A 19,651-nucleotide genomic window follows, 5' to 3' on the forward strand; every position below is an offset into this window, starting at 1 on the left:
TTTTCAATAATTAATCTACTAGCGCTTGGTTGACTAATGCTAGCTGCTGCTGGACATGTAAAATAGGACTACCAACAGCCGGCGATGCTGCAAAACCACGGCCAGCATAACGCAAATGCTGATCAACTTGTAAACAATCTTTGATATTATGCTGAGATGCAAACCAAACACCCTGATTTTGCGGCTCTTCTTGGCACCATACAATATCTTTTGCCAACGGATAATTAGCTAGTATGTTAACCAATGATTTTTTAGGAAAGGGATATAGTTGCTCTATACGTATAATAGCAATATGATTTAATTGGTCATCACGACGTTTCTGTAACAGATCGTAATAGACTTTTCCACAGCATAAGACGATTTTAGTTACTTTCATAGGATCAAGGTCATCAATTTCAGGAATAACATTGTGGAATTGACCATTTAAAAGATCACTAACAGGTGACACCGCTAATTTATGACGCAGTAAGCTTTTAGGAGTCATTACAATTAAAGGCTTACGAAATTTACGTAAAACTTGCCGGCGCAACAAATGAAAAATTTGTGCAGGTGTTGTAGGTGTACACACTTGCATATTATGTTGCGCGCATAGCTGCATGTAACGTTCAAGTCTAGCCGACGAATGCTCTGGCCCTTGTCCTTCATAACCATGAGGTAAAAACATTACTAAACCACATAAACGTCCCCATTTTTGTTCACCAGAACTGATAAATTGGTCAATAACAACTTGTGCCCCATTAGCGAAATCACCAAATTGCGCCTCCCAAATCACTAAAGCATCAGGAGCTGACGCAGAATAGCCGTATTCAAAAGCAAGTACCGCCTCTTCAGACAATACTGAATCAATTACAACAAAATGAGCATTTTTATTAGTAGTTCGTTCTAGTGGAATATAAACTTCACCTGTCTGAATATCATGTAATACGGCATGGCGATGCGCAAAAGTACCTCGACCAGAATCTTGGCCAGATAATCTAACACAATACCCTTCATGAAGAAGACTGGCGTAAGCCATAGTTTCTGCATAGCCCCAATTCATTGGTAAGGCACCAGTAGACATTTTTTCACGTTCATTTAACAACTTTTTAACAACAGGATGAACTTCAAAGCCATTAGGTAATGTTTGTAATTTTTGTGCGAGCGTATTTAAAACATCTTCACTAATGGTTGTATCGACTTTATCGGTCCATTTCGCATTAAGATAAGGCGACCAATCAATTGATATTTTGCCTTTGTAATTTTCATGAACCATATCTACAACCGGTTGACCTTTATCTAAGGTATTACGATAAGATTCCATTAATTCATTAACTTTTTCTTGCGTAATTAAACCTTTATTAATCAATTGCTCTGCGTAGATTTCACGTAAAGGACGCATGCTCTTAATTTTTTTATACATTTCAGGTTGGGTGATAGAAGGTTCATCCGCTTCATTATGCCCATGACGTCTATAGCAAACCAAATCAATCACTACGTCACGTTTAAATTTCATACGAAAATCAAATGCAATTTGAGTCGCAAAAACTACTGCTTCTGGGTCATCACCATTTACATGTAAAACAGGTGCCTGAACCATTTTAGCAACATCTGTGCAATACAGTGTAGAGCGTGCATCTAAAGGGTTACTTGTTGTAAAACCAATTTGATTATTAATAACAATATGAACTGTACCCCCTGTGGCATATCCTCTCGCCTGCGAAAAATTAAATGTTTCCATAACCACGCCTTGCCCTGCAAAAGCAGCATCACCATGAACAACCACAGGCACTACCGTGTTTTTCTTAGCCAGATCATTGCGGCGTTCTAATCTAGTTCTTGCAGAACCTTCTACAACAGGGCCAATAATTTCTAGATGAGAAGGATTAAAAGCTAGTGCCAAATGGACAATAGCACCGCTTTCCGTACGAATATCAGAAGAAAAACCCATATGATATTTCACATCACCTGTTCTTTCTGAGATAACTTTTCCTTCAAATTCCTGAAAGAGTTTATCAGGAGACTTTCCTAAAACATTCACTAAAACGTTTAAACGCCCTCGATGAGCCATACCCATAACAATTTCTTTAACGTCTTGCTGGCCACCTTGACGAATAATCTCCTTTAGCATAGGAATAAATGCATCACCGCCTTCTAAAGAGAAACGCTTCTGGCCAACATAGCGTGTTCCTAGATAACGCTCTAAGCCATCTGCTGCAATTAAATCATTAAGTATTTCTTTTTTCTTCGCTGCATCAAAATGAGGCCGGCCCCGGGCTGTTTCCATTTTTTTTTGTAACCACTGAGTCTCTTCCATATTTGAAATATGCATATACTCAATGCCAATACTGCCACAGTAGGTATCTTTTAGTGCTTGTAAGATATCTTTAAGCGGCATTTGCTGTCCGGCTTGAAAATAATCTCCAGCACAAAAATTTTGGTTTAAATCTGCCTCAGACAAATTATGATAATTTAATTCAAGACTTGGTACATGAACTCTTTCGGTCATATCAAGTGGATCTAGCTTAGCAGCGTGATGCCCATAGGAACGATAGGCATTGATAAGGTGAGCTACCTGAAATTGCTTGCTATCTGCTGAAGGCGCACTAACCTGATTAAAAAATCTTTTATCTGCATTTTCTAGGAAATAATTACGTATATCACGATGAGAAATTTCTTTTGCTACTGAATCGACTTTAGGTAACGCTTCAAAAGCCCTGCGCCAATCAGCAGGTACAGAATTAGGATCTGCTAAAAAGTCTTCATATAAAGCATCGACATAGGCCATATTACCACCAGATAAATAAGATAAGGCCCCTTGTTTTTGCAGATTACTACTCATATCTTTTTTCTCCCAGGGAGTTTACTTGTAAACGTTCACAATCTATTGCATTAAAATACTGTGCCAAGGCTTTTTGAACGAAATTTATACTTCAAAATACGCTTGTAGAAAGTTATCTATTCGTTTTTTCAGCATGATTTTAGTCCAAACTGCATTCAAATCCAACCTTCCACCAAGATTTAAGCATAGCTCGTGAACAGTTACGTTTACTTTAATAATTCCAACCAATTATGGAATAACGTTCGCTTAATGATCTAATAGACTTTATATTAAATAATAAATTCACGTTATTTAAAGCAAACCAGAAAACTATTAGGTTTCCTGATTCAACATCTGCAGGCGAATATGACTAATCGCTTGCGCCGGATTGAGTCCCTTCGGGCAAACATTTGCACAATTCATAATTGTGCGGCAACGAAACACACTAAATGGATCTTTTAATTTATCTAGACGATGATCCGTCGCTGTATCACGACTATCAGCTAAGAAGCGACGTGCTTGTAAGAGCCCAGCAGGACCGATAAATTTATCAGGATTCCACCAATAAGAAGGACATGAGCTAGTACAACAAGCACACAAAATACATTCGTATAAGCCGTCTAATAAAGAACGCTCTGCTGGTGATTGTAACCGTTCTCTTGCCGGCTCAACCCCATCATTTTGTAAATAAGGCTCAACACGCTCATATTGTTCATAAAATTGCGTCATATCGACTACTAAATCCCGAATAACTGGAAAACCAGGTAAAGGGCGAATAACTATTTTATCTGTATTAAGTTGCGATAGGGAGGTAATACAAGCCAAACCATTTGTACCATTAATATTCATGCCGTCAGAGCCACAAACCCCTTCTCGACAAGAACGTCTATAAGCCAAAGTAACATCTTGCTCCGCTTTAATCCTCTCTAGTAGGGTCAACAGCATAGGATCGCTTTTGGCAGGTATCTCCACAGTATAATCCTGCATATAAGGTTTTTCATTATTTTCAGCTTCTGGATTATAACGATAAATGGATAAAGTTAATTTTCTACTATCAGCCATAACATATCCTCTTAATAAACGCGTTCTTTGGGCGCAAGCGGCTCAACGTATTTAGGTTTCTCATTAACAGGTCGATAATCAATGCGTTCTTCATCTTCAAAATACAGCGTATGCTTTATCCAATTAGCATCGTCCCGCTTAGGGTAATCTTCACGGCTATGCGCACCTCGGCTCTCAGTACGCGCTAATGCCGAATGCGCAGAAGCGTAAGCTGTAGCCATTAAATTATCTAACTCTAAAGCTGCGATACGTTCTGTATTAAAGATATGACTTTTGTCACTTAGTTTAGCATGTTTTAAACGTTCACGAAGTGCTTGTAAGCGATGCAAGCCTTCTTCCATCACTTTACCTGTACGAAACACACCAAAATCTTCTTGCATGACCCGTTGCATAGCATCACGAATTTCTGCAGGACTTTCACCATCAGTGGAATTTTCCCAACGCATATAACGTTCTAGTGCTGGCGCAAGATCATCATCAGAAACATAGGCCATATCTGGAAGTTCATTGGCATACCATAACTCTTCAACATGTAAACCAGCAGCACGGCCAAAAACAACTAAATCAAGTAAAGAGTTACCTCCTAACCTGTTAGCACCATGTACAGAAACGCAAGCACATTCACCTACAGCATATAAACCTTCAACAATATCATCACTACCATTTTGATGATTTATAACCTGCCCATGAATATTAGTTGGAATACCACCCATACTATAATGACAAGTAGGTACAACCGGGATAGGTTCAACAATCGGATCAACGCCGGCAAATTTTAATGATAATTCACGAATACCTGGAAGACGTGACATGATTAAATCAGCACCTAAGTGATCAAGTTTTAATTTGACATGATCAATCCCGTTAGGATCAAAGCCTCTTCCTGCCCGAATTTCCAAAGCCATAGAGCGAGCAACGACATCTCTAGAGGCTAAATCTTTTACTCGTGGCGCATAGCGTTCCATGAATCGCTCACCATCTTTGTTAATTAAATAGCCTCCTTCACCCCTGCATCCTTCGGTAACTAAGGTTCCGGCGCCTGCAATACCTGTTGGGTGAAATTGCCACATTTCCATATCTTGGAGAGGAATACCTGCACGTAATGCCATACCAAAGCCATCACCTGTATTAATATAAGCGTTTGTCGTAGATTGAAAAATACGGCCTGCGCCTCCTGTAGCAAGAATACAAATTCGGGTTTGATAAAAAACAATTTCACCTGTTTCTATCGATAAAGCCGTAACACCTGCAATTCGCCCATGTGCATCTTTCACAAAATCAAGTGCATACCATTCACTAAAAACATGAGTTTTTGCTTTTAAATTTTGTTGATATAAAGTATGTAATAAAGCGTGCCCTGTTCTATCAGCAGCTGCGCAGGTTCGTGCTGCCTGCTCACCACCAAAATTTTTAGACTGGCCACCAAATTGACGTTGATAGATTCTACCATTATCCATACGAGAAAAAGGCAAACCCATATGCTCTAGTTCATAAACTGCTTCAGGGCCAGTTTTACATAAATATTCAATACAATCTTGATCGCCAATATAATCAGCTCCCTTAACGGTATCATACATATGCCAGCGCCAATCATCTGGATGCGCATTGCCTAGAGCTGAAGTAATTCCGCCTTGCGCAGAGACAGTATGTGAACGTGTTGGAAAAACTTTGGAAAGCAAAGCAACTTTTAAACCAGAATTAGCAAGCTGTAAAGCCGCTCGCATGCCTGCCCCACCTGCACCAATAATAACTGCATCAAATTTATTCCTTGCAATTGGCCCATTCATATCATTGCCCCCATACAATCATTAAGCCCCAAATAAATTGAGCGCTAAGCCAAATTAGAACAACCATTTGCAAGAACAGACGAACGCTAGTAGGCTTAACATAGTCTGTTGTAACAGTCCAAACTCCTATCCAAGTATGTAAGGAAAGAGCTACAAGTGCCATAATGGTTGCCGCTTTAAAGAATATATTATGGAATAACGCATGCCACTGTGGATATTGTAAATGCGGATGAGCAAGTAAAAAACCAAATACAAAAAAACAGTAAAGCGCAAAATAAATAGCACTAACACGCTGAACTAACCAATCTTTTAAGCCATTTCCTGTTAAACTGGTGACATTGCTTACCATATCCAAAATCCTAAAAGTAGAGTTAAAATAATTGCAGCTACAATAACAAAAATAGCACTATTACGACCTGAACTTACATGCTCACCATAACCTGCATCCATAATCACGTGGCGAATTCCAGCTAGTAAATGATAAATTAAGGCCGCACCAAAAGCCCACAGCAATAACTTTGCCCCAATACCTGCTAGTATAGTTTGTAAATTAGCAAAGGAATCCGGACTAGCTAAAGCTAAATCAAGGTAATAAAGAATAAAAGGAAATAATAGAAACAAGGCTAATCCAGAAATGCGATGTAAAATGGACGCAATGGCCATAGGAGGAAATTTTATAGTAGTTAAATCAAGATTTACCGGTCTTTTTTTATTCACGTTATACTTTATCCTTTAAAATAAATGACAAAATTATTAGCTAATACAGTATAAAAGCCACCTAAATAGATATTTAATAGATTACTTTGCAAACTCAACTGCAGTAGTTAATTGCAATAATGCTCAAATCTTCATGCACATACACCGCAATTCTAGGCGCTGCCGCATCCTACCACTTAACTCACTACCGCGGGTTTAGTAAAGAAATCTAATATAATTTAAACGTAAAATTGCAACTTAAACTATATAGCTTAAGCTACTTTTAATTAAAACTAATTATAACTGCCAAGCTAAATCACAGCTCTATATCATGCTTTATAAAATAGATTAATTGCAGTATTTTAATCGAATCGCTGCTTCTCGTTTAAAGATATAGCAAGAAGTGGAATTATACCACTCTGGTTTTTTAGCGCAAAGCATATGTGAAAAAAGAGAAATAACTATTAGGATGCTATATGTTATTTAGAATTATCTTGGCCAGTTTTTATGACTTACTAATCACCCTGGCTTTATTGATGCTGATAACCACACTTTGCGTTATTATCAAACAATCAGCTATTCCCGCAGATACACGATGGTATCAGTGCTTATTAGTTACGACAATGCTTACTTATTTTTTTCTCTGCCTTAAGTTTGGTGGCCAAACAATAGGGTTAAAAGCTTGGCAGCTACAATTGATAACTGAAGGCCGATTAACAATCATGCAAATTTTTTTATGGTTATTATTAACTGTACCAGCCATAGTTTATGGATTTTTTAAAATTAAAAATCCTTGCTATTTTCTCTTTAAATGGACAGGAGTTACTTTAAGATCACTGAAATAGATAGATAAAAGGAGCTAATTGGATTAAGTTAACTTAACTAATTAAATATAACTTTAAACGTTCACACCTTATGTACCAAAAGACCCTTTTGACGCAATGCCTCAAGAAAATCATACGTCAAAATGCTCGTATAAAATCGTTTACCAAGTTGCAAGCATACCCGTAAGCAACACATCCCTTTTTTAGCGGGAAACTTTAGGTCCTGAGCTTGCATGTTGTAAATAAGGTTGTCGTGGAGATTCGGATGGATAGCCATAACCTTTATCAGCAATTGTTTTAACCACTTTAAGGTAACGTTCGCCCCATACACCAGGATCAAAATTAGTTACTACGACATTATAGTTTAAATTAATAATGGACTCAAAAGCCTTACGTTGCGCTTTTTCGTGTCCACCAAAAGCGACTTGTACTTCTGTTTCAGCACTAACACCACCAGTCTTTAGACGCTCAATTAGAAGATAAATCATTTTTTCAATTGTAAAATGTAATTTACACATTGACATACCAGCAGTAAACATATCCTGCGCTTTAGATGTACTTAATCTATGGCCTCTATCTACAATAGGATAAACAAATTCATATTCAGTGCCATCTCCAATGGGCTCTGGCTCAATGATAACAGGGGGTAAAATCGGATCGATAGTAGGGTTAATTATAAATAACTCGAAATCAGCCCAGTGCCACCAAAGCTGATAAATTCTTTCAATCAGCGCAATGGGATCATCGTAGTTATCAATTAAGATTTGTTGTCGCATCTCTTCCATTTGCTGTTCAAAAGTTGGGTCTGAGACGTCTATATTATCAGCCATTATCATTACCTGTTTTAACGCATACTCGTATCTTAGCTTAAAATTGCAATTCAAGTATAAAGCGTAATAATTATTAAATAGCAAAAAAAGTGTAAATTTAACTAATATAGATAAAATTACTAGCTAATTTATCACCTTATAATATATAACTGCCTGCTTATGGCAACTCTTTAGACAGCCTTGTTGGCATGAAGTATTGTCTTGACAAAAAGCAATAGCACCGCGCTTGACCCAGATATCAAGCATGGGTTGTAGGGCCATTAAATCCAAATCAAATTCGCGAGCTAGCTGTTGATTACTGGCTATTTTTTCACGACGTAAATAATTAAGAATCTGTAAGAGCATGCTTGTTTCCTAGATAAAGGCTTTGATAACGAAGCTTAACTATAAACAGCCCAATACTCATTAACATCAGCATAATCCAAAACAGTGATTGTTGAGGATGGACCGCAAAGCGAGCACTTTGATAAAATATAACCCCAGCAGCATAAGCAATTAATAATGACCAACTTACTGAAAACCACATTAATTTACGATTGGCTTCTTGCCGAATTGCTGCCATTGTCGATACACAAGGAATATATAATAAAACAAAAAGTAGATAAGCGAAGGCACCAGCACGACCATCAAAAAGTTGTGCCATTTTACCATAGACAGTTTGTGACATTTCATTATCAGGCGCACTAGCTAAAATTGGGTTAACTAAAGCATGGCTTAATTCAGCTAAATTTTGTGGGATAGACCAAAAAGCAGTTTGTAATGAGTGCCAAAAATTAAATGCCGTAATATGAACATTATCTATATGACTTAATTGAGCATAAAGTGAATTTAAAGACCCAATCACAACTTCTTTGGCTAACATCCCAGTTAAAAGGCCCACAGTTGCCGGCCAATTATTGATGTTAATGCCCATGGGAGAAAATAATGGTGTAAGCCATTGCCCTATTAAGGATAAAATTGACTGTGTATTAGCCGCTTCTCCACTAAAGCCACCATTAATTGTTATAGCATTTAAGCCGCTTAAAATAACACACACGGGAATAATTAATCGTCCTGCTCGTACTATAAAATAGCGCAGACGAATAGACATTTCTTTAAATAAACGCTTAAGGCTAGGCCGATGATATGCCGGTAACTCAAGAATTAACGGCGAAGAATAACCACGTAAGGTCGTTTTACGCAACAATAGGCCTGTTAGCACAGCCATTAAAATACCAATCAAGTAAAGACAAAATACAATATTTTGCCCTCCTGTAGGAAAAAAAGCTGCTACAAAGACTGAGTAAATCGCTAAACGGGCACTACAAGACATAAAAGGACTCATAACAATAGTTAGTAAGCGCTCCCTGTCTGAATCAAGTGTTCGAGCAGCCATTATAGCTGGTACATTACAACCAAAACCAACAATCATAGGAACAAATGCTTTTCCAGGCAAACCGAGTATACGCATGATTTTGTCAACGACAAAAGCAGCCCGTGCCATATAGCCTGATACCTCTAGCAGTGCTAAGAAGAAAAACATAGCGCCAATAACGGGGATAAAGGTTACAGTAGTTGTAATTCCTACGCCAATGCCTTGAGCTATTAATGCGATAAGCCAAGATGGAGAATGAAGTTTCGTTAATAACCACTCTGGACCTTGTACGAAAAATGTACTTGAGGTAATTTCAAAGAAATCTTGTAGCGCTCCGCCAATATTAATGGCAAATAAAAACATGAAATACATTACCCCAAAAAAGATAGGCAATGCTAAAAAACGATGCAAGATAATACGATCTAATTTAGCGGTAAAATGCTCACTAGAATCATTGCGTTTTCTTTGAACTAAGTTAACTAATTTATGAATAGCTTGATACCGAGCATCAGCAATAACAATATCATCATCAGGGTATCTTTCTATCAAATTTATACTTTCTAATCCTAGTATAGTTTTTATTAAATAATCATCTCCCTCTAAAGTTCGAAAAGTATAATAGCGTGCTAAATTAAGGGGCAGCTGCTTATTTTCAACTAACTTCTTCTCTATATTATTAATTCGTCGTTGTAGTTCTGCCGGGAGCGACAAATTAAGGCAGCTTACTTTAATCGAGGAAGTAGTAATAGCTTGTTGTAACGCCGCCATACCTATTTTTTTGTGGGCTTGAATCGCAACTACAGGACAATTAAGTTGCTCTGCTAGAACACTTAAATCTATAGAAATACCACGTTGTTTGGCAATATCAACCATATTAAGTGCAATAATAACAGGCTTGCCTAACTCCAATAATTGACTGGTTAAATATAAATGTCGTTCTAAATGACAGGCATCAATAATATTAATTATGATATCTGCTGGCATGCTTAATATAGCTTGCGCTGTAATTTGTTCATCTTGACTTGCTGTAACGGAGGAGTTTAGAGAATAGATGCCAGGCAAATCAGTAACTTCTATTTTTTCATCGTTTACTTGAAAGAGGCCTGTTTTTTTTTCTACAGTTACACCGGGCCAATTACCCACTTTCTGATTATCATCAGTTAATGCATTAAATAAAGTTGTTTTACCGCAATTAGGATTGCCTACAAGTAAAATACTGGTCATACAGGTTCCCACTCTAATTTTGCAGCTTCTTCCTTACGCAGCGTAATGGATGTTCCTCGAATTTCAATTTGTAATGGACACCCTAAAGGAGCAACTCTGACTACTTTTATCACTACGCCACGCGTTATACCTAAAGATAGTAAACGTCGTCGAAAAATTAAATCAGTCTCTCCAAAATTAACTAAACGTACTTGATCACCTTTAGATAAATCATCAGTATGCATTTTTTTCATGCTATTCTTAATTAAATTAAACAATAACCAAACTTACATTTATACAATATATTAGCATGAATGATATCGATAATCATTCTCATTTTATAAAAAAAGTGAGTTAAATGCTAATTTTTAGAAGATTAAGTTGTTAAATAAGACATTATTCGTCTGGTATGGCGTTTAGCATAATCTGTAGACTGCATCTCATGTAAACGACTTTGTGTTCTTTTAAAATCTTGACTCATTTCACCTTTCATATACAGTTCATCAATAGGTGCTGCCGCTGATAATACCAAATAGATGCCTTGATCATACATAACATCAATAAAATGAATTAACAAAATTGCATATATCGTATCGTTTTCACCTAGAATTGGAATATCACTAATAAAGATAGTATCGAAACGTTCCGCTATTTCTAAATAATCCAGTTGACTGCGTGGTAAATTACAAATTACTTTAAAATCAAACCAAACAACACGCTCGCCTAGTTTAACATAAGGGATTTCGCGCTTTTGAACAATTAAGGTTCCTTGGATTTGTGCCGCAGGTGCCAGATAAGTAAATTGCTTATCAAAGAGCTGACTAGTTTCCTTACTTAAGGGACAAAAATAAGTTTGAAGGTTTAATTCTCGGCCTAAGCGATAATCTTGCTTTTTACCAAGGCAAACAACATCACAATGCTCTTTAATAGCTTTAATTGCCGGTAAAAAACGAGCTCGTTGTACCCCATCACGATATAAATTATCAGGTGCTACATTAGAGGTAGCGACTAGAATAACCTTTCGAGTAAAAAGTGCTTGCATGAGCTCAGCTAAAATCATTGCATAAGCAACGTCATCCACCATAAACTCATCAAAACAAAGCAATTGTGCTTTTTTAGCTATTTCAGCTGCAATACTTTGCAAAGGATTAGGTGTACCTTGTAATTGCCTTAACTTAGCATCGACTTGCTGCATGAAATGATGAAAATGAAAGCGCAGCTTTTTATTTAAAGAAATATTATCAAAAAACAGATCCATTAAAAATGTTTTACCAACACCTACAGGCCCATGCAAGTAGACGCCTTTTAAAGAGTCTTTTTTAAGCCACTTGAACCAAACTTTTTTGGGAGAGGTTAAATCACTACTCAGTTTATCTAAATAGACTAAAACTTGTCGTTGTTTTGGGTTATCTTGAATATGACCACAGGCAATAGCTGCATCATACTTTTCAAATAAACTCATTGCTTTAATACCTGTGCACGAATTACATCTATTAATTTAGACTTTAATAAAAGTAAATTTCCATGAAAAAAATGGCCTGTTGCTGCAAAGGAAATTACAGGAATTTTAGGATTGGCTTGGTTAGCAAAGTTCATTACTAAATCGAGTGGAGAAATATCATCTTCTTCACCTTGAAAAATATACCAATGTTTTGGTGCTCGAAATTCTAAATAATTATAATGATGGACAGGCGGCGCTATGGTAATCAATAAAATTGCATCACTTTGTGCTGCAGCGCGATAAGCTACGAAGGAGCCAAAGGAAAATCCAGCGAATATAAATTGTGTATTAGGATAATTACGCTGCCAAAGTTGGCGTAAAATTAACATATCTTCGCTCTCACCAATTCCTGCATCATAATAACCTGCTGATTGGCCAACACCACGAAAATTAAAACGTATTGTAGGAATGCCTAATTCTTTAAAAGCACGCGCCATTGTTGTTACAACCTTATTTTGCATAGTACCACCCTGCAGCGAATGTGGATGACCTAATATAGCTAAATAATTGGTATGTACTTGGTCTGGCACAGTTAGTATAGCTTCTAACATACCTATCTTGCCTTCAAAGCAAAAAGCATGTTCACCTGGGGCCGTTAAATCAATAAAAGGTAACATAGTCACTTATCAACTTACTTAAAGTATTAATAATAACCTATCTTGCAATTTGTTGCGCGTCCTTTAAACTTATTTTGCGCTGACTATTTTGCAGCGACTTTAATTTTTAAAAACTAACTTTATCCTTTTTGGAGGACTTGATCGATGCGACAGGTACCAATATTTTCTTTTATCGCTATTTACTCTGTATTGATAGGGAGTAAATAAAATGATAATTACCGATTTTATTAAAAAGAAACGCGCTGCTAAAAAGATAACAATGCTTACTTGTTATGATTACCCTAGTGCTAAAATTATTGCCGAATCGAAACTTGATTGTGTTTTAGTTGGCGATAGTGTTGCAATGGCAGTTCATGGTCATCCTAGTACCGTGATGGCAACTATTGATATGATGGTTTTGCACACTCAAGCAGTAGCACGTGCTATTACCCAGCAATTAATAGTCAGTGATTTACCTTTTCTTTGTCATCGCCTATCGCAGGCTGAAACCATAAGTAACGTCAAAAGACTAATTCAAGCTGGCGCTCAAGCGATAAAAATTGAAGGTGGCGATGAGGATACTTGTCGTACTATCGCCTATCTAGTTGCTTCAGGTATTCCTATTTTAGGCCACATAGGCTTAATGCCTCAATCTATTTATCAATATGGTGGCTATAAAGTTCAAGGCCGAGAAGATAATCAAGCCACACAGTTATTACAGCAAGCAAAAAATTTAGAAGCTGCCGGTTGCGCGGCTATAGTGCTTGAATGTATCCCGCAACATTTAGCCAAGAAGATTACCGACAGCTTAATTATTCCCACTATCGGTATAGGTGCCGGTGCTGTAACCGACGGGCAGGTTTTAGTCTGGCATGATATGTTAGGACTACAACAAGATTTCTTGCCTAAATTTGTGAAACAGTTTACGAATACCAAAACTTCTATATTAAGAGCAATTAATCAATACATTGAGGATGTACAACAAGTTAGTTTTCCTAATGAGATACATGCTTATTAATTACCCTTATTTCATATTACTACCTAACGTTTAATATATCGTTAGGTAGCACAATCAATTTTACTCGGAATAATTATGCAAGTTTTTTATGATTTAAATGATTGGATTAACTTTAGAGCAACTTTAAAAGCTGATGTAAGCTTAGGGTTCGTACCGACTATGGGTAATTTGCATGCAGGCCATAGTTCTTTAATGCAAATCAGTAGACAGGAAAATGAACTAACCGCTGTAAGTATTTTTATCAACCCTACTCAGTTTAATCGGCCTGATGATTATTCACATTATCCTCGGACGTTGGAAGCAGACCTTCTGCTACTACAAGAAAATCATATAGATTATTGTTTAATTCCAACTGAGCAGGCTATCTATCCAGACAATTATCGCTACAAAATAATCGAAAATGACTTTTCTACCATTATGGAAGGTACTCATCGGCCAGGACATTTCAATGGTGTTCTTACCGTAGTTATGAAACTACTTAATTTAGTAAAACCTAAACATGCCTATTTTGGTGAGAAGGATTACCAGCAATATTGCTTAATTCGTGATATGGTTCGTGCTTTTTTTATGCCAGTTATTATAACGCTTTGTCCAACCATTCGCGAAGAAGCAAGCCAACTTGCTTTTAGCTCTCGGAATAATCTTCTCACTCAAAATGAAAAACAACTAGCAAAACGCTTTGCAAGTATCTTTCATCAAGATAAGGCCTATGATGAGATCAGTAAACAATTAAAGGAAAATCATATAGATGTCGAATACTTTATAGAGCATGGTAATCGACGTTTTATAGCAGTTAATATTGGAAATGTACGTTTAATTGATAATTATGCTATATAAAATGCCCTTTATAATTAATTAGGCATTCTACTATTTTAAGGCTATTCTTTAATAGATAACATTTTATGAAAGGGACTATCATTATGTTAAGAAAAAATATCCTAAATGTAACACTTTATTTAATCAGTTTTTCTTTATCCTCTGTTGCAGTTGCTTCAGCCGCAACAGATACAACTGATAACGGTGGTAGTTCCACAACTAGCACTACATCTTCTTCATCTAGTACTACGCCTTCATCTACAACAAATACTAGTACTACACCTTCATCAGGTATGTCTACTACTGGTAGCGCTACTACACAAAGTAAAGATGATTGGTTATCAAAATTAAGAGAAGTAGTACCTAATATGATCTGTAAAAATTTCACGCAAAATGAAGCTGTAAATAATCGATTGAAATCTGCAAATATTGATTACAATAAATGTGTGACTTTAATCCCTGCTAGCTTTGATAAATGTAAAGAAAAATACTATGCCGATTTACCAGCAACAATTGACCAAGAAAGTGCGTCTAAATGGGGTAGAACTATTGGTGAATGTATTGGGGATGATTTTGCGGCTAAAAACTTTAGTGATAACCGCTCGAATTCAGGTAGCTCTGTACAAGAACTAACCAAAGATGAATGGTTAGCAAGATTAAAGGCGGTTGTACCTGATTTAATTTGTAAGGGCTTTTTACAAGATGAAACGCTAAATAAACGCTTAACAGAAGTCAATATTAATTATGATAAATGCGTTACTTTAATTCCTGCCAGCGTTGATAAGTGTCAGAAAGATCTCTACTCACAAATTCCAGCAACTATTAATCAACAAAATGCAGGAAAATGGGGGCATTCAATCGGTGAGTGTATTGGCAAAGATTTTGCTATTAAATATTTATTTACAAATAATAAACAACAATAAAATTGCTCTGCAAATGCAAAGTTAGTTGGGTTTATCTAGCTAACTTTGCTTGCAACGAATTATAAAGCTTAGTGAGTGACGCTATATTTACCTTTTTTTATTACCATACATTTTTGAATCAGCAAGAACAAGCATACTTTCTAGTGTTTGATGCTCTTCTTTATTATACTGGATGCTACCCACGCTAAATTCAATTGCATAGCCTTTTGTTTCTATACATTTTAATGAGTCTTTTAAGCGTGTAGTAATACCATCGACATCCTGTGAATTTAACCCAGAACAAAATACGCAAAACTCATCCCCTCCTAAACGTGCAATCACATCATGACAACGAAAGTTTTGCAGAAGACATTTTGAAAAAGTTTTTAATACTTTGTCCCCTTCCGCATGGCCAAACTTATCATTAATAGGCTTAAATTTATCTAAATCAAAGAACAATAGATTAAACTCTTGATTTTCTCGTTGACATTTTTGAAATAAATAATTAGCAATTTTTAAAAATCCACGACGATTAGATAAGCCAGTTAATTCGTCTGTTATAGATAATTGCAAGGATTCCAACTCCATTTCTACCATTTTAGCAAGATCATAAACCACATTTTGATCGACATCCGCTATTGGCCTTGGTTTATCATCAATTAAGCAGATAACACCAACATTGCATTTATTTATTTTTAGAGGACAACCTAAATAAAATCTAAAATTTGGTTTATTAATAACAAAAGGATTATCGTAAAAACGCCTATCTTTAGTTGTATCTTCAACTACCATAATTTCATCTGAAAGTATAACATGACCACAAAATGAGGTTTTTCGTGGCGCCTCTTGTATCTCAAAACCTTGAGTTGATTTCATCCATTGGCGTTCAGCCTCTAAAAAGGAAATTACAGCAATAGGAACATCAAAGAGCTTACATGCAATCCGAGTCACCCTATCAAAACGCTCTTCTCGTTCTGTATCTAGTATGCGTAATTTATAAAGTGTTGCTAAGCGTTCGGCTTCATTTTCGGGTATGTCTGGAGGAATCATTACTATTATCCTTGTAAAAACATTCTAAATAGCCATAAAGTACTTACTATATTAGTAGTATAAATCAATTAATTTTTTATAAAATTTGAAAGTAATAATTATGAATAATTTAGAAACTATTTTAGAAGAACTAAAACAACGTGAGCCAATCTTTCACCATCCTGATAAATTTGGCAAGACTAAAGAAGCTCTTGAATCTATGATGGTTGACGATTTCTGGGAGGTTGGCGCTTCAGGTGCTATCTACAATAAAGAATTTGTAATAAATACCTTACTTGAAAGGTATGCTGATGCTAATTATAAAGATGATTGGCAAACAAGTGACTTTAGATGTAGAAAAATTTCATCGAATAATTATTTATTAACTTACACTTTAGTCCAAGATCAAATAAGAATAACACGCAGAGCTACTCTATGGCGCAGAGTAAATAATAATTGGCTTATTGTTTATCATCAAGGAACTGTAGTTTCTTCCCCTGTATAAGTTCATTTACAGTATCCAACGTATATCTTTAGAACTTTTTAAGGTTAATTTTGATTAATTAAATTATTAGGTCAAGTAATTGAATTAAAAATTTTAATTCAATTACTTTTGCAAACTTAAATTTATATAATAAATTTTGTTAAGCTACTTTAGTAAAAGTGCAAATTGATGTATGTGCATAACCATTTTGCTGTGGGCCATCTTCATTAGTATCATTAAACTCGAAACTTACTCCTCTAATTTGAAGTTGTTCACCATTTAACGAAAAGACGCTATTACTAACTTGTGTTCCAAAATTAGAATTAATTTTAGATTGACCATATCTTGTCCATACCGATACCTCTTGCACTAATAACTTATCTTTGGTTGTATTCCAGTAAAAATGCTTATGCTCATAATCTGTTACGTCAGGTTTTGCTACGGAGCTTGTAGCTAAAAGTCCTATGTCAAAAGTGTGCCCATTTAATTGGATTTTAGAATTATTATTTTTAATTTTAAGAGTTAAATTATTTTCTACGCCACCATCTTCTTTACAACTTCCTTGCCAATTACCAGTAAAATCAACATAACCATCCATATGTGCTCTAACGTTAGAAAAAACCTCATTTTGTTTATATTCTTTATTTATTTTATCAATAATATTAGTTGCTAATGCTGAAGTAGCAATCAAAGAACTAAAGGCAAAAACAGAAAAGGTATATTTTAACATGCGTACTCCAGAAGTATTAAACTAGATTGTAATGAAATAAATATTAGCTAAATTAAATTTAAAAATAATTTAATCGCAAAAAAATATTATATAATTTATAAATTAAGTCCACATAAATTTAATTACATTAAAATATTAAAAAGTAATATGACAATAATAAACAGCTTAACTAGAGACTAGATAGCTAAATTTATCGCTGATAATGCCTTATACTTTACTCTCTATAAAAAATTTTTATTCGCTACTTTCCTAGTTGTATACTATTAATTTTTTATTAATTAAATGGAGCTAACTCTTTAATGGATAATGTCCCTGCCATCGATATTAAATTGCTTACCAAAATCTATAGTAATGGCTTAAAAGCACTCAATGATATCAATCTTAAAATCAATCGTGGGGAAATTTTTGCACTTCTTGGCCCTAATGGAGCTGGTAAAACCACACTAATTAACACCATATGCGGTATTGCTAAACCGAGCAGCGGTACCATTACTGTAGCAGGATATGATCATCACAAAGAGTATCGTAAAGCACGTGCTGCTATTGGCCTTGTACCGCAAGAACTAACAACTGATGCCTTTGAGTCGGTATGGCGTACAGTGAGTTTTAGTAGAGGCTTATTTAATAAACCGAAAAATCCCAGCTATATCGAGGATGTATTAAAACGTCTTTCTCTTTGGGATAAGAAAAATGAACAAATTCGATATTTATCGGGCGGAATGAAACGACGAGTCATGATTGCCAAAGCATTATCGCATGAACCAGAGATTTTATTTCTCGACGAACCTACTGCAGGAGTCGATGTGGAATTACGAAAATCAATGTGGGAGCAAGTGCGAAGCTTACGTGAAACAGGGGTCACTATTATTTTAACAACCCATTATATAGAAGAAGCGCAAGAAATGGCTGATCGTATTGGCATTATTAATAACGGTAATTTAATTCTTACCGAAGATAAAAAAACGCTAATGAAGAAAATGGGTAATCGCCAAATGATTTTTGTATTACATAAACCCTTAGAGACTATCCCAGAAGAATTAAAAAAATATCCCCTAACATTAGTTAAAAATGAAAATAGTAGTAATCTTATTTTGACTTGTAATGATGAAGTTGGCAATGATATTGCAGAATTTCTAGATGATCTGAGAGCACAGGGCATTAGACCAAAAGACATTTACAGCCGCCAAAGCAATTTGGAAGAAATTTTCATCAAACTAATCGAGGCAAAATGAATATTCGTGGTATTAGAGCAATTTATAAATTTGAAATGGGTAGAGCTTTACGAACATTATGGGAAAGTCTTATTGCTCCTGTAATTTCAACTGTACTTTATTTTATTGTATTTGGAACCGCTCTAGGCACCCGTATGCAATCTATCGACAATGTACCCTATGGTGCATTTATTGTACCTGGACTGATTATGCTTACCGTACTTGGAGAAAGTACATCAAATGCTTCCTATGGTATTTATTTTCCTCGTTTCACAGGAACTATTTATGAAATTCTAACTGCGCCCTTATCTTTTATTGAAGTTGTGTTGGGTTATGTGGGAGCAGCTGCCACTAAATCAATAGTAATTGGCACCATTGTACTCTTAACTTCTTCATTTTTTGTACCGCTCCATATTGCACATCCATTATGGATGATTTTTTTTCTAATAATGACTAGTGTAACATTTAGCTTATTAGGTTTTATTATTGGGATTTGGGCAGATCGCTTTGAGAAACTACAAATTATTCCACTTTTGATTCTAACACCCTTATCTTTCTTAGGTGGTAGCTTTTATTCTATAAACATGCTACCTCCCTTCTGGTATAAATTTTCCTTGCTAAATCCTGTGGTTTATCTAATAAGTGGATTTCGGTGGAGTTTTTATGAGCGTGGCGACGTTAGTCTTGCTACAAGTGTGATAATGATTTCTACTTTCACAATAATTTGTCTTTGTATTATTGGCTGGATTTTTAAAACAGGCTATGGTTTAAAAAAGTGAACTTAAGGTAAATTTTGCTTAAAAAAGATTTT

At 35.7% G+C, this 19,651-nt stretch carries 20 protein-coding genes; 7 read left to right on the forward strand and 13 right to left on the reverse strand.

The annotated features are described in order from the left end of the window. Positions 1-10: 10 nt before the first annotated feature. The 5 genes from ACNVED_RS13710 to sdhC form a co-directional block, all read right to left on the reverse strand. A complete protein-coding gene (locus ACNVED_RS13710) occupies positions 11-2,818 on the reverse strand; it encodes a 2-oxoglutarate dehydrogenase E1 component (protein ID WP_419419546.1) in 2,808 nt (935 codons plus the stop codon). Positions 2,819-3,130: 312 nt separating this feature from the next. Next, positions 3,131-3,859 carry a succinate dehydrogenase iron-sulfur subunit gene (locus tag ACNVED_RS13715; RefSeq protein WP_419419547.1) on the reverse strand — a complete coding sequence of 243 codons (729 nt, stop codon included), beginning with the start codon at positions 3,857-3,859 and terminating at the stop codon, positions 3,131-3,133. Positions 3,860-3,870: 11 nt separating this feature from the next. Continuing rightward, a complete protein-coding gene (sdhA, locus tag ACNVED_RS13720) occupies positions 3,871-5,646 on the reverse strand; it encodes a succinate dehydrogenase flavoprotein subunit (protein ID WP_419419548.1) in 1,776 nt (591 codons plus the stop codon). A 1-nt stretch (position 5,647) separates the two neighbouring features. Next, positions 5,648-5,995: a succinate dehydrogenase, hydrophobic membrane anchor protein gene (gene sdhD, locus ACNVED_RS13725; RefSeq protein WP_419419549.1), complete on the reverse strand. Its 348-nt coding sequence runs from the start codon at positions 5,993-5,995 to the stop codon at positions 5,648-5,650. Then, the gene (gene sdhC / locus ACNVED_RS13730) at positions 5,989-6,363 is read right to left on the reverse strand and encodes a succinate dehydrogenase, cytochrome b556 subunit (RefSeq protein WP_419419550.1); all 375 of its coding nucleotides are present in this window, start codon (positions 6,361-6,363) and stop codon (positions 5,989-5,991) included. Before sdhC ends, sdhD begins: the two co-directional genes overlap by 7 nt. A gap of 455 nt (positions 6,364-6,818) precedes the next feature. On the opposite strand from sdhC, the gene ACNVED_RS13735 reads away from it, so the two are divergent. Further along, complete coding sequence (locus tag ACNVED_RS13735; protein ID WP_419419551.1) at positions 6,819-7,187, forward strand: hypothetical protein; 369 nt, start codon at positions 6,819-6,821, stop codon at positions 7,185-7,187. A 182-nt stretch (positions 7,188-7,369) separates the two neighbouring features. Here the strand turns inward: ACNVED_RS13735 and ACNVED_RS13740 are convergent, their stop codons facing one another. The 6 genes from ACNVED_RS13740 to ACNVED_RS13765 all read right to left on the reverse strand — a co-directional run bounded on the left by ACNVED_RS13740 (position 7,370) and on the right by ACNVED_RS13765 (position 12,671). Beyond that, entirely contained in the window at positions 7,370-7,996 is a 627-nt protein-coding gene (locus ACNVED_RS13740; protein ID WP_419419552.1) for a virulence factor, read from the reverse strand. Between the two features lie 123 nt (positions 7,997-8,119). After that, positions 8,120-8,341: a FeoC-like transcriptional regulator gene (locus ACNVED_RS13745; RefSeq protein WP_419419553.1), complete on the reverse strand. Its 222-nt coding sequence runs from the start codon at positions 8,339-8,341 to the stop codon at positions 8,120-8,122. After that, complete coding sequence (feoB, locus tag ACNVED_RS13750) at positions 8,322-10,574, reverse strand: Fe(2+) transporter permease subunit FeoB (protein WP_419419554.1); 2,253 nt, start codon at positions 10,572-10,574, stop codon at positions 8,322-8,324. Before feoB ends, ACNVED_RS13745 begins: the two co-directional genes overlap by 20 nt. After that, positions 10,571-10,798: a FeoA family protein gene (locus tag ACNVED_RS13755; protein WP_419421205.1), complete on the reverse strand. Its 228-nt coding sequence runs from the start codon at positions 10,796-10,798 to the stop codon at positions 10,571-10,573. Before ACNVED_RS13755 ends, feoB begins: the two co-directional genes overlap by 4 nt. 131 nt (positions 10,799-10,929) lie before the next feature. Beyond that, a complete protein-coding gene (gene zapE, locus ACNVED_RS13760) occupies positions 10,930-12,015 on the reverse strand; it encodes a cell division protein ZapE (protein ID WP_419419555.1) in 1,086 nt (361 codons plus the stop codon). Beyond that, positions 12,012-12,671 carry an alpha/beta hydrolase gene (locus ACNVED_RS13765; RefSeq protein ID WP_419421206.1) on the reverse strand — a complete coding sequence of 220 codons (660 nt, stop codon included), beginning with the start codon at positions 12,669-12,671 and terminating at the stop codon, positions 12,012-12,014. The genes zapE and ACNVED_RS13765 overlap by 4 nt, the downstream gene beginning before the upstream one ends. Before the next feature lie 208 nt (positions 12,672-12,879). On the opposite strand from ACNVED_RS13765, the gene panB reads away from it, so the two are divergent. The 3 genes from panB to ACNVED_RS13780 all read left to right on the forward strand — a co-directional run bounded on the left by panB (position 12,880) and on the right by ACNVED_RS13780 (position 15,407). Continuing rightward, positions 12,880-13,668 (forward strand): 3-methyl-2-oxobutanoate hydroxymethyltransferase, encoded by a 789-nt coding sequence (gene panB / locus ACNVED_RS13770; RefSeq protein WP_419419556.1) that lies wholly within the window; start codon positions 12,880-12,882, stop codon positions 13,666-13,668. Positions 13,669-13,743: 75 nt separating this feature from the next. Beyond that, entirely contained in the window at positions 13,744-14,505 is a 762-nt protein-coding gene (locus tag ACNVED_RS13775; RefSeq protein WP_419419557.1) for a 4-phosphopantoate--beta-alanine ligase, read from the forward strand. An 83-nt stretch (positions 14,506-14,588) separates the two neighbouring features. Next, positions 14,589-15,407, forward strand: coding sequence for a hypothetical protein (locus ACNVED_RS13780; protein WP_419419558.1), 819 nt, complete (start codon positions 14,589-14,591; stop codon positions 15,405-15,407). A gap of 87 nt (positions 15,408-15,494) precedes the next feature. On the opposite strand, the gene ACNVED_RS13785 is transcribed toward ACNVED_RS13780, so the two are convergent. Then, a complete protein-coding gene (locus tag ACNVED_RS13785) occupies positions 15,495-16,436 on the reverse strand; it encodes a diguanylate cyclase (protein ID WP_419419559.1) in 942 nt (313 codons plus the stop codon). A 100-nt stretch (positions 16,437-16,536) separates the two neighbouring features. On the opposite strand from ACNVED_RS13785, the gene ACNVED_RS13790 reads away from it, so the two are divergent. Beyond that, positions 16,537-16,920 carry a DUF4440 domain-containing protein gene (locus tag ACNVED_RS13790; protein ID WP_419419560.1) on the forward strand — a complete coding sequence of 128 codons (384 nt, stop codon included), beginning with the start codon at positions 16,537-16,539 and terminating at the stop codon, positions 16,918-16,920. A gap of 139 nt (positions 16,921-17,059) precedes the next feature. Here ACNVED_RS13790 and ACNVED_RS13795 read toward each other — a convergent pair whose 3' ends face one another. Continuing rightward, positions 17,060-17,629 carry a hypothetical protein gene (locus ACNVED_RS13795; protein WP_419419561.1) on the reverse strand — a complete coding sequence of 190 codons (570 nt, stop codon included), beginning with the start codon at positions 17,627-17,629 and terminating at the stop codon, positions 17,060-17,062. Between the two features lie 299 nt (positions 17,630-17,928). Between ACNVED_RS13795 and ACNVED_RS13800 the strand changes: the two genes are divergently transcribed. Next, a complete protein-coding gene (locus ACNVED_RS13800) occupies positions 17,929-18,861 on the forward strand; it encodes an ABC transporter ATP-binding protein (RefSeq protein WP_419419562.1) in 933 nt (310 codons plus the stop codon). Further along, complete coding sequence (locus ACNVED_RS13805) at positions 18,858-19,619, forward strand: ABC transporter permease (RefSeq protein WP_419419563.1); 762 nt, start codon at positions 18,858-18,860, stop codon at positions 19,617-19,619. Before ACNVED_RS13800 ends, ACNVED_RS13805 begins: the two co-directional genes overlap by 4 nt. The last annotated feature ends 32 nt before the right edge of the window (positions 19,620-19,651 follow it).

It is taken from the genome of Legionella sp. D16C41, from assembly GCF_048541585.1.
In the GTDB taxonomy this organism is placed as follows: Bacteria; Pseudomonadota; Gammaproteobacteria; order Legionellales; family Legionellaceae; genus Legionella_C.

Coding starts and splice junctions, on each gene's coding strand:
- sdhA (WP_419419548.1), bottom strand. CDS start 5,646: ATGAATGGGCCAATTGCAAGGAATAAATTTGATGCAGTTATTATTGGT.
- sdhD (WP_419419549.1), bottom strand. CDS start 5,995: ATGGTAAGCAATGTCACCAGTTTAACAGGAAATGGCTTAAAAGATTGG.
- ACNVED_RS13790 (WP_419419560.1), top strand. CDS start 16,537: ATGAATAATTTAGAAACTATTTTAGAAGAACTAAAACAACGTGAGCCA.
- ACNVED_RS13780 (WP_419419558.1), top strand. CDS start 14,589: ATGTTAAGAAAAAATATCCTAAATGTAACACTTTATTTAATCAGTTTT.
- ACNVED_RS13740 (WP_419419552.1), bottom strand. CDS start 7,996: ATGGCTGATAATATAGACGTCTCAGACCCAACTTTTGAACAGCAAATG.
- ACNVED_RS13775 (WP_419419557.1), top strand. CDS start 13,744: ATGCAAGTTTTTTATGATTTAAATGATTGGATTAACTTTAGAGCAACT.
- ACNVED_RS13755 (WP_419421205.1), bottom strand. CDS start 10,798: ATGCATACTGATGATTTATCTAAAGGTGATCAAGTACGTTTAGTTAAT.
- zapE (WP_419419555.1), bottom strand. CDS start 12,015: ATGAGTTTATTTGAAAAGTATGATGCAGCTATTGCCTGTGGTCATATT.
- ACNVED_RS13765 (WP_419421206.1), bottom strand. CDS start 12,671: ATGTTACCTTTTATTGATTTAACGGCCCCAGGTGAACATGCTTTTTGC.
- ACNVED_RS13715 (WP_419419547.1), bottom strand. CDS start 3,859: ATGGCTGATAGTAGAAAATTAACTTTATCCATTTATCGTTATAATCCA.
- ACNVED_RS13745 (WP_419419553.1), bottom strand. CDS start 8,341: ATGCTCTTACAGATTCTTAATTATTTACGTCGTGAAAAAATAGCCAGT.
- panB (WP_419419556.1), top strand. CDS start 12,880: ATGATAATTACCGATTTTATTAAAAAGAAACGCGCTGCTAAAAAGATA.
- ACNVED_RS13735 (WP_419419551.1), top strand. CDS start 6,819: ATGTTATTTAGAATTATCTTGGCCAGTTTTTATGACTTACTAATCACC.
- feoB (WP_419419554.1), bottom strand. CDS start 10,574: ATGACCAGTATTTTACTTGTAGGCAATCCTAATTGCGGTAAAACAACT.
- ACNVED_RS13785 (WP_419419559.1), bottom strand. CDS start 16,436: ATGATTCCTCCAGACATACCCGAAAATGAAGCCGAACGCTTAGCAACA.
- ACNVED_RS13710 (WP_419419546.1), bottom strand. CDS start 2,818: ATGAGTAGTAATCTGCAAAAACAAGGGGCCTTATCTTATTTATCTGGT.
- ACNVED_RS13795 (WP_419419561.1), bottom strand. CDS start 17,629: ATGTTAAAATATACCTTTTCTGTTTTTGCCTTTAGTTCTTTGATTGCT.
- ACNVED_RS13805 (WP_419419563.1), top strand. CDS start 18,858: ATGAATATTCGTGGTATTAGAGCAATTTATAAATTTGAAATGGGTAGA.
- ACNVED_RS13800 (WP_419419562.1), top strand. CDS start 17,929: ATGGATAATGTCCCTGCCATCGATATTAAATTGCTTACCAAAATCTAT.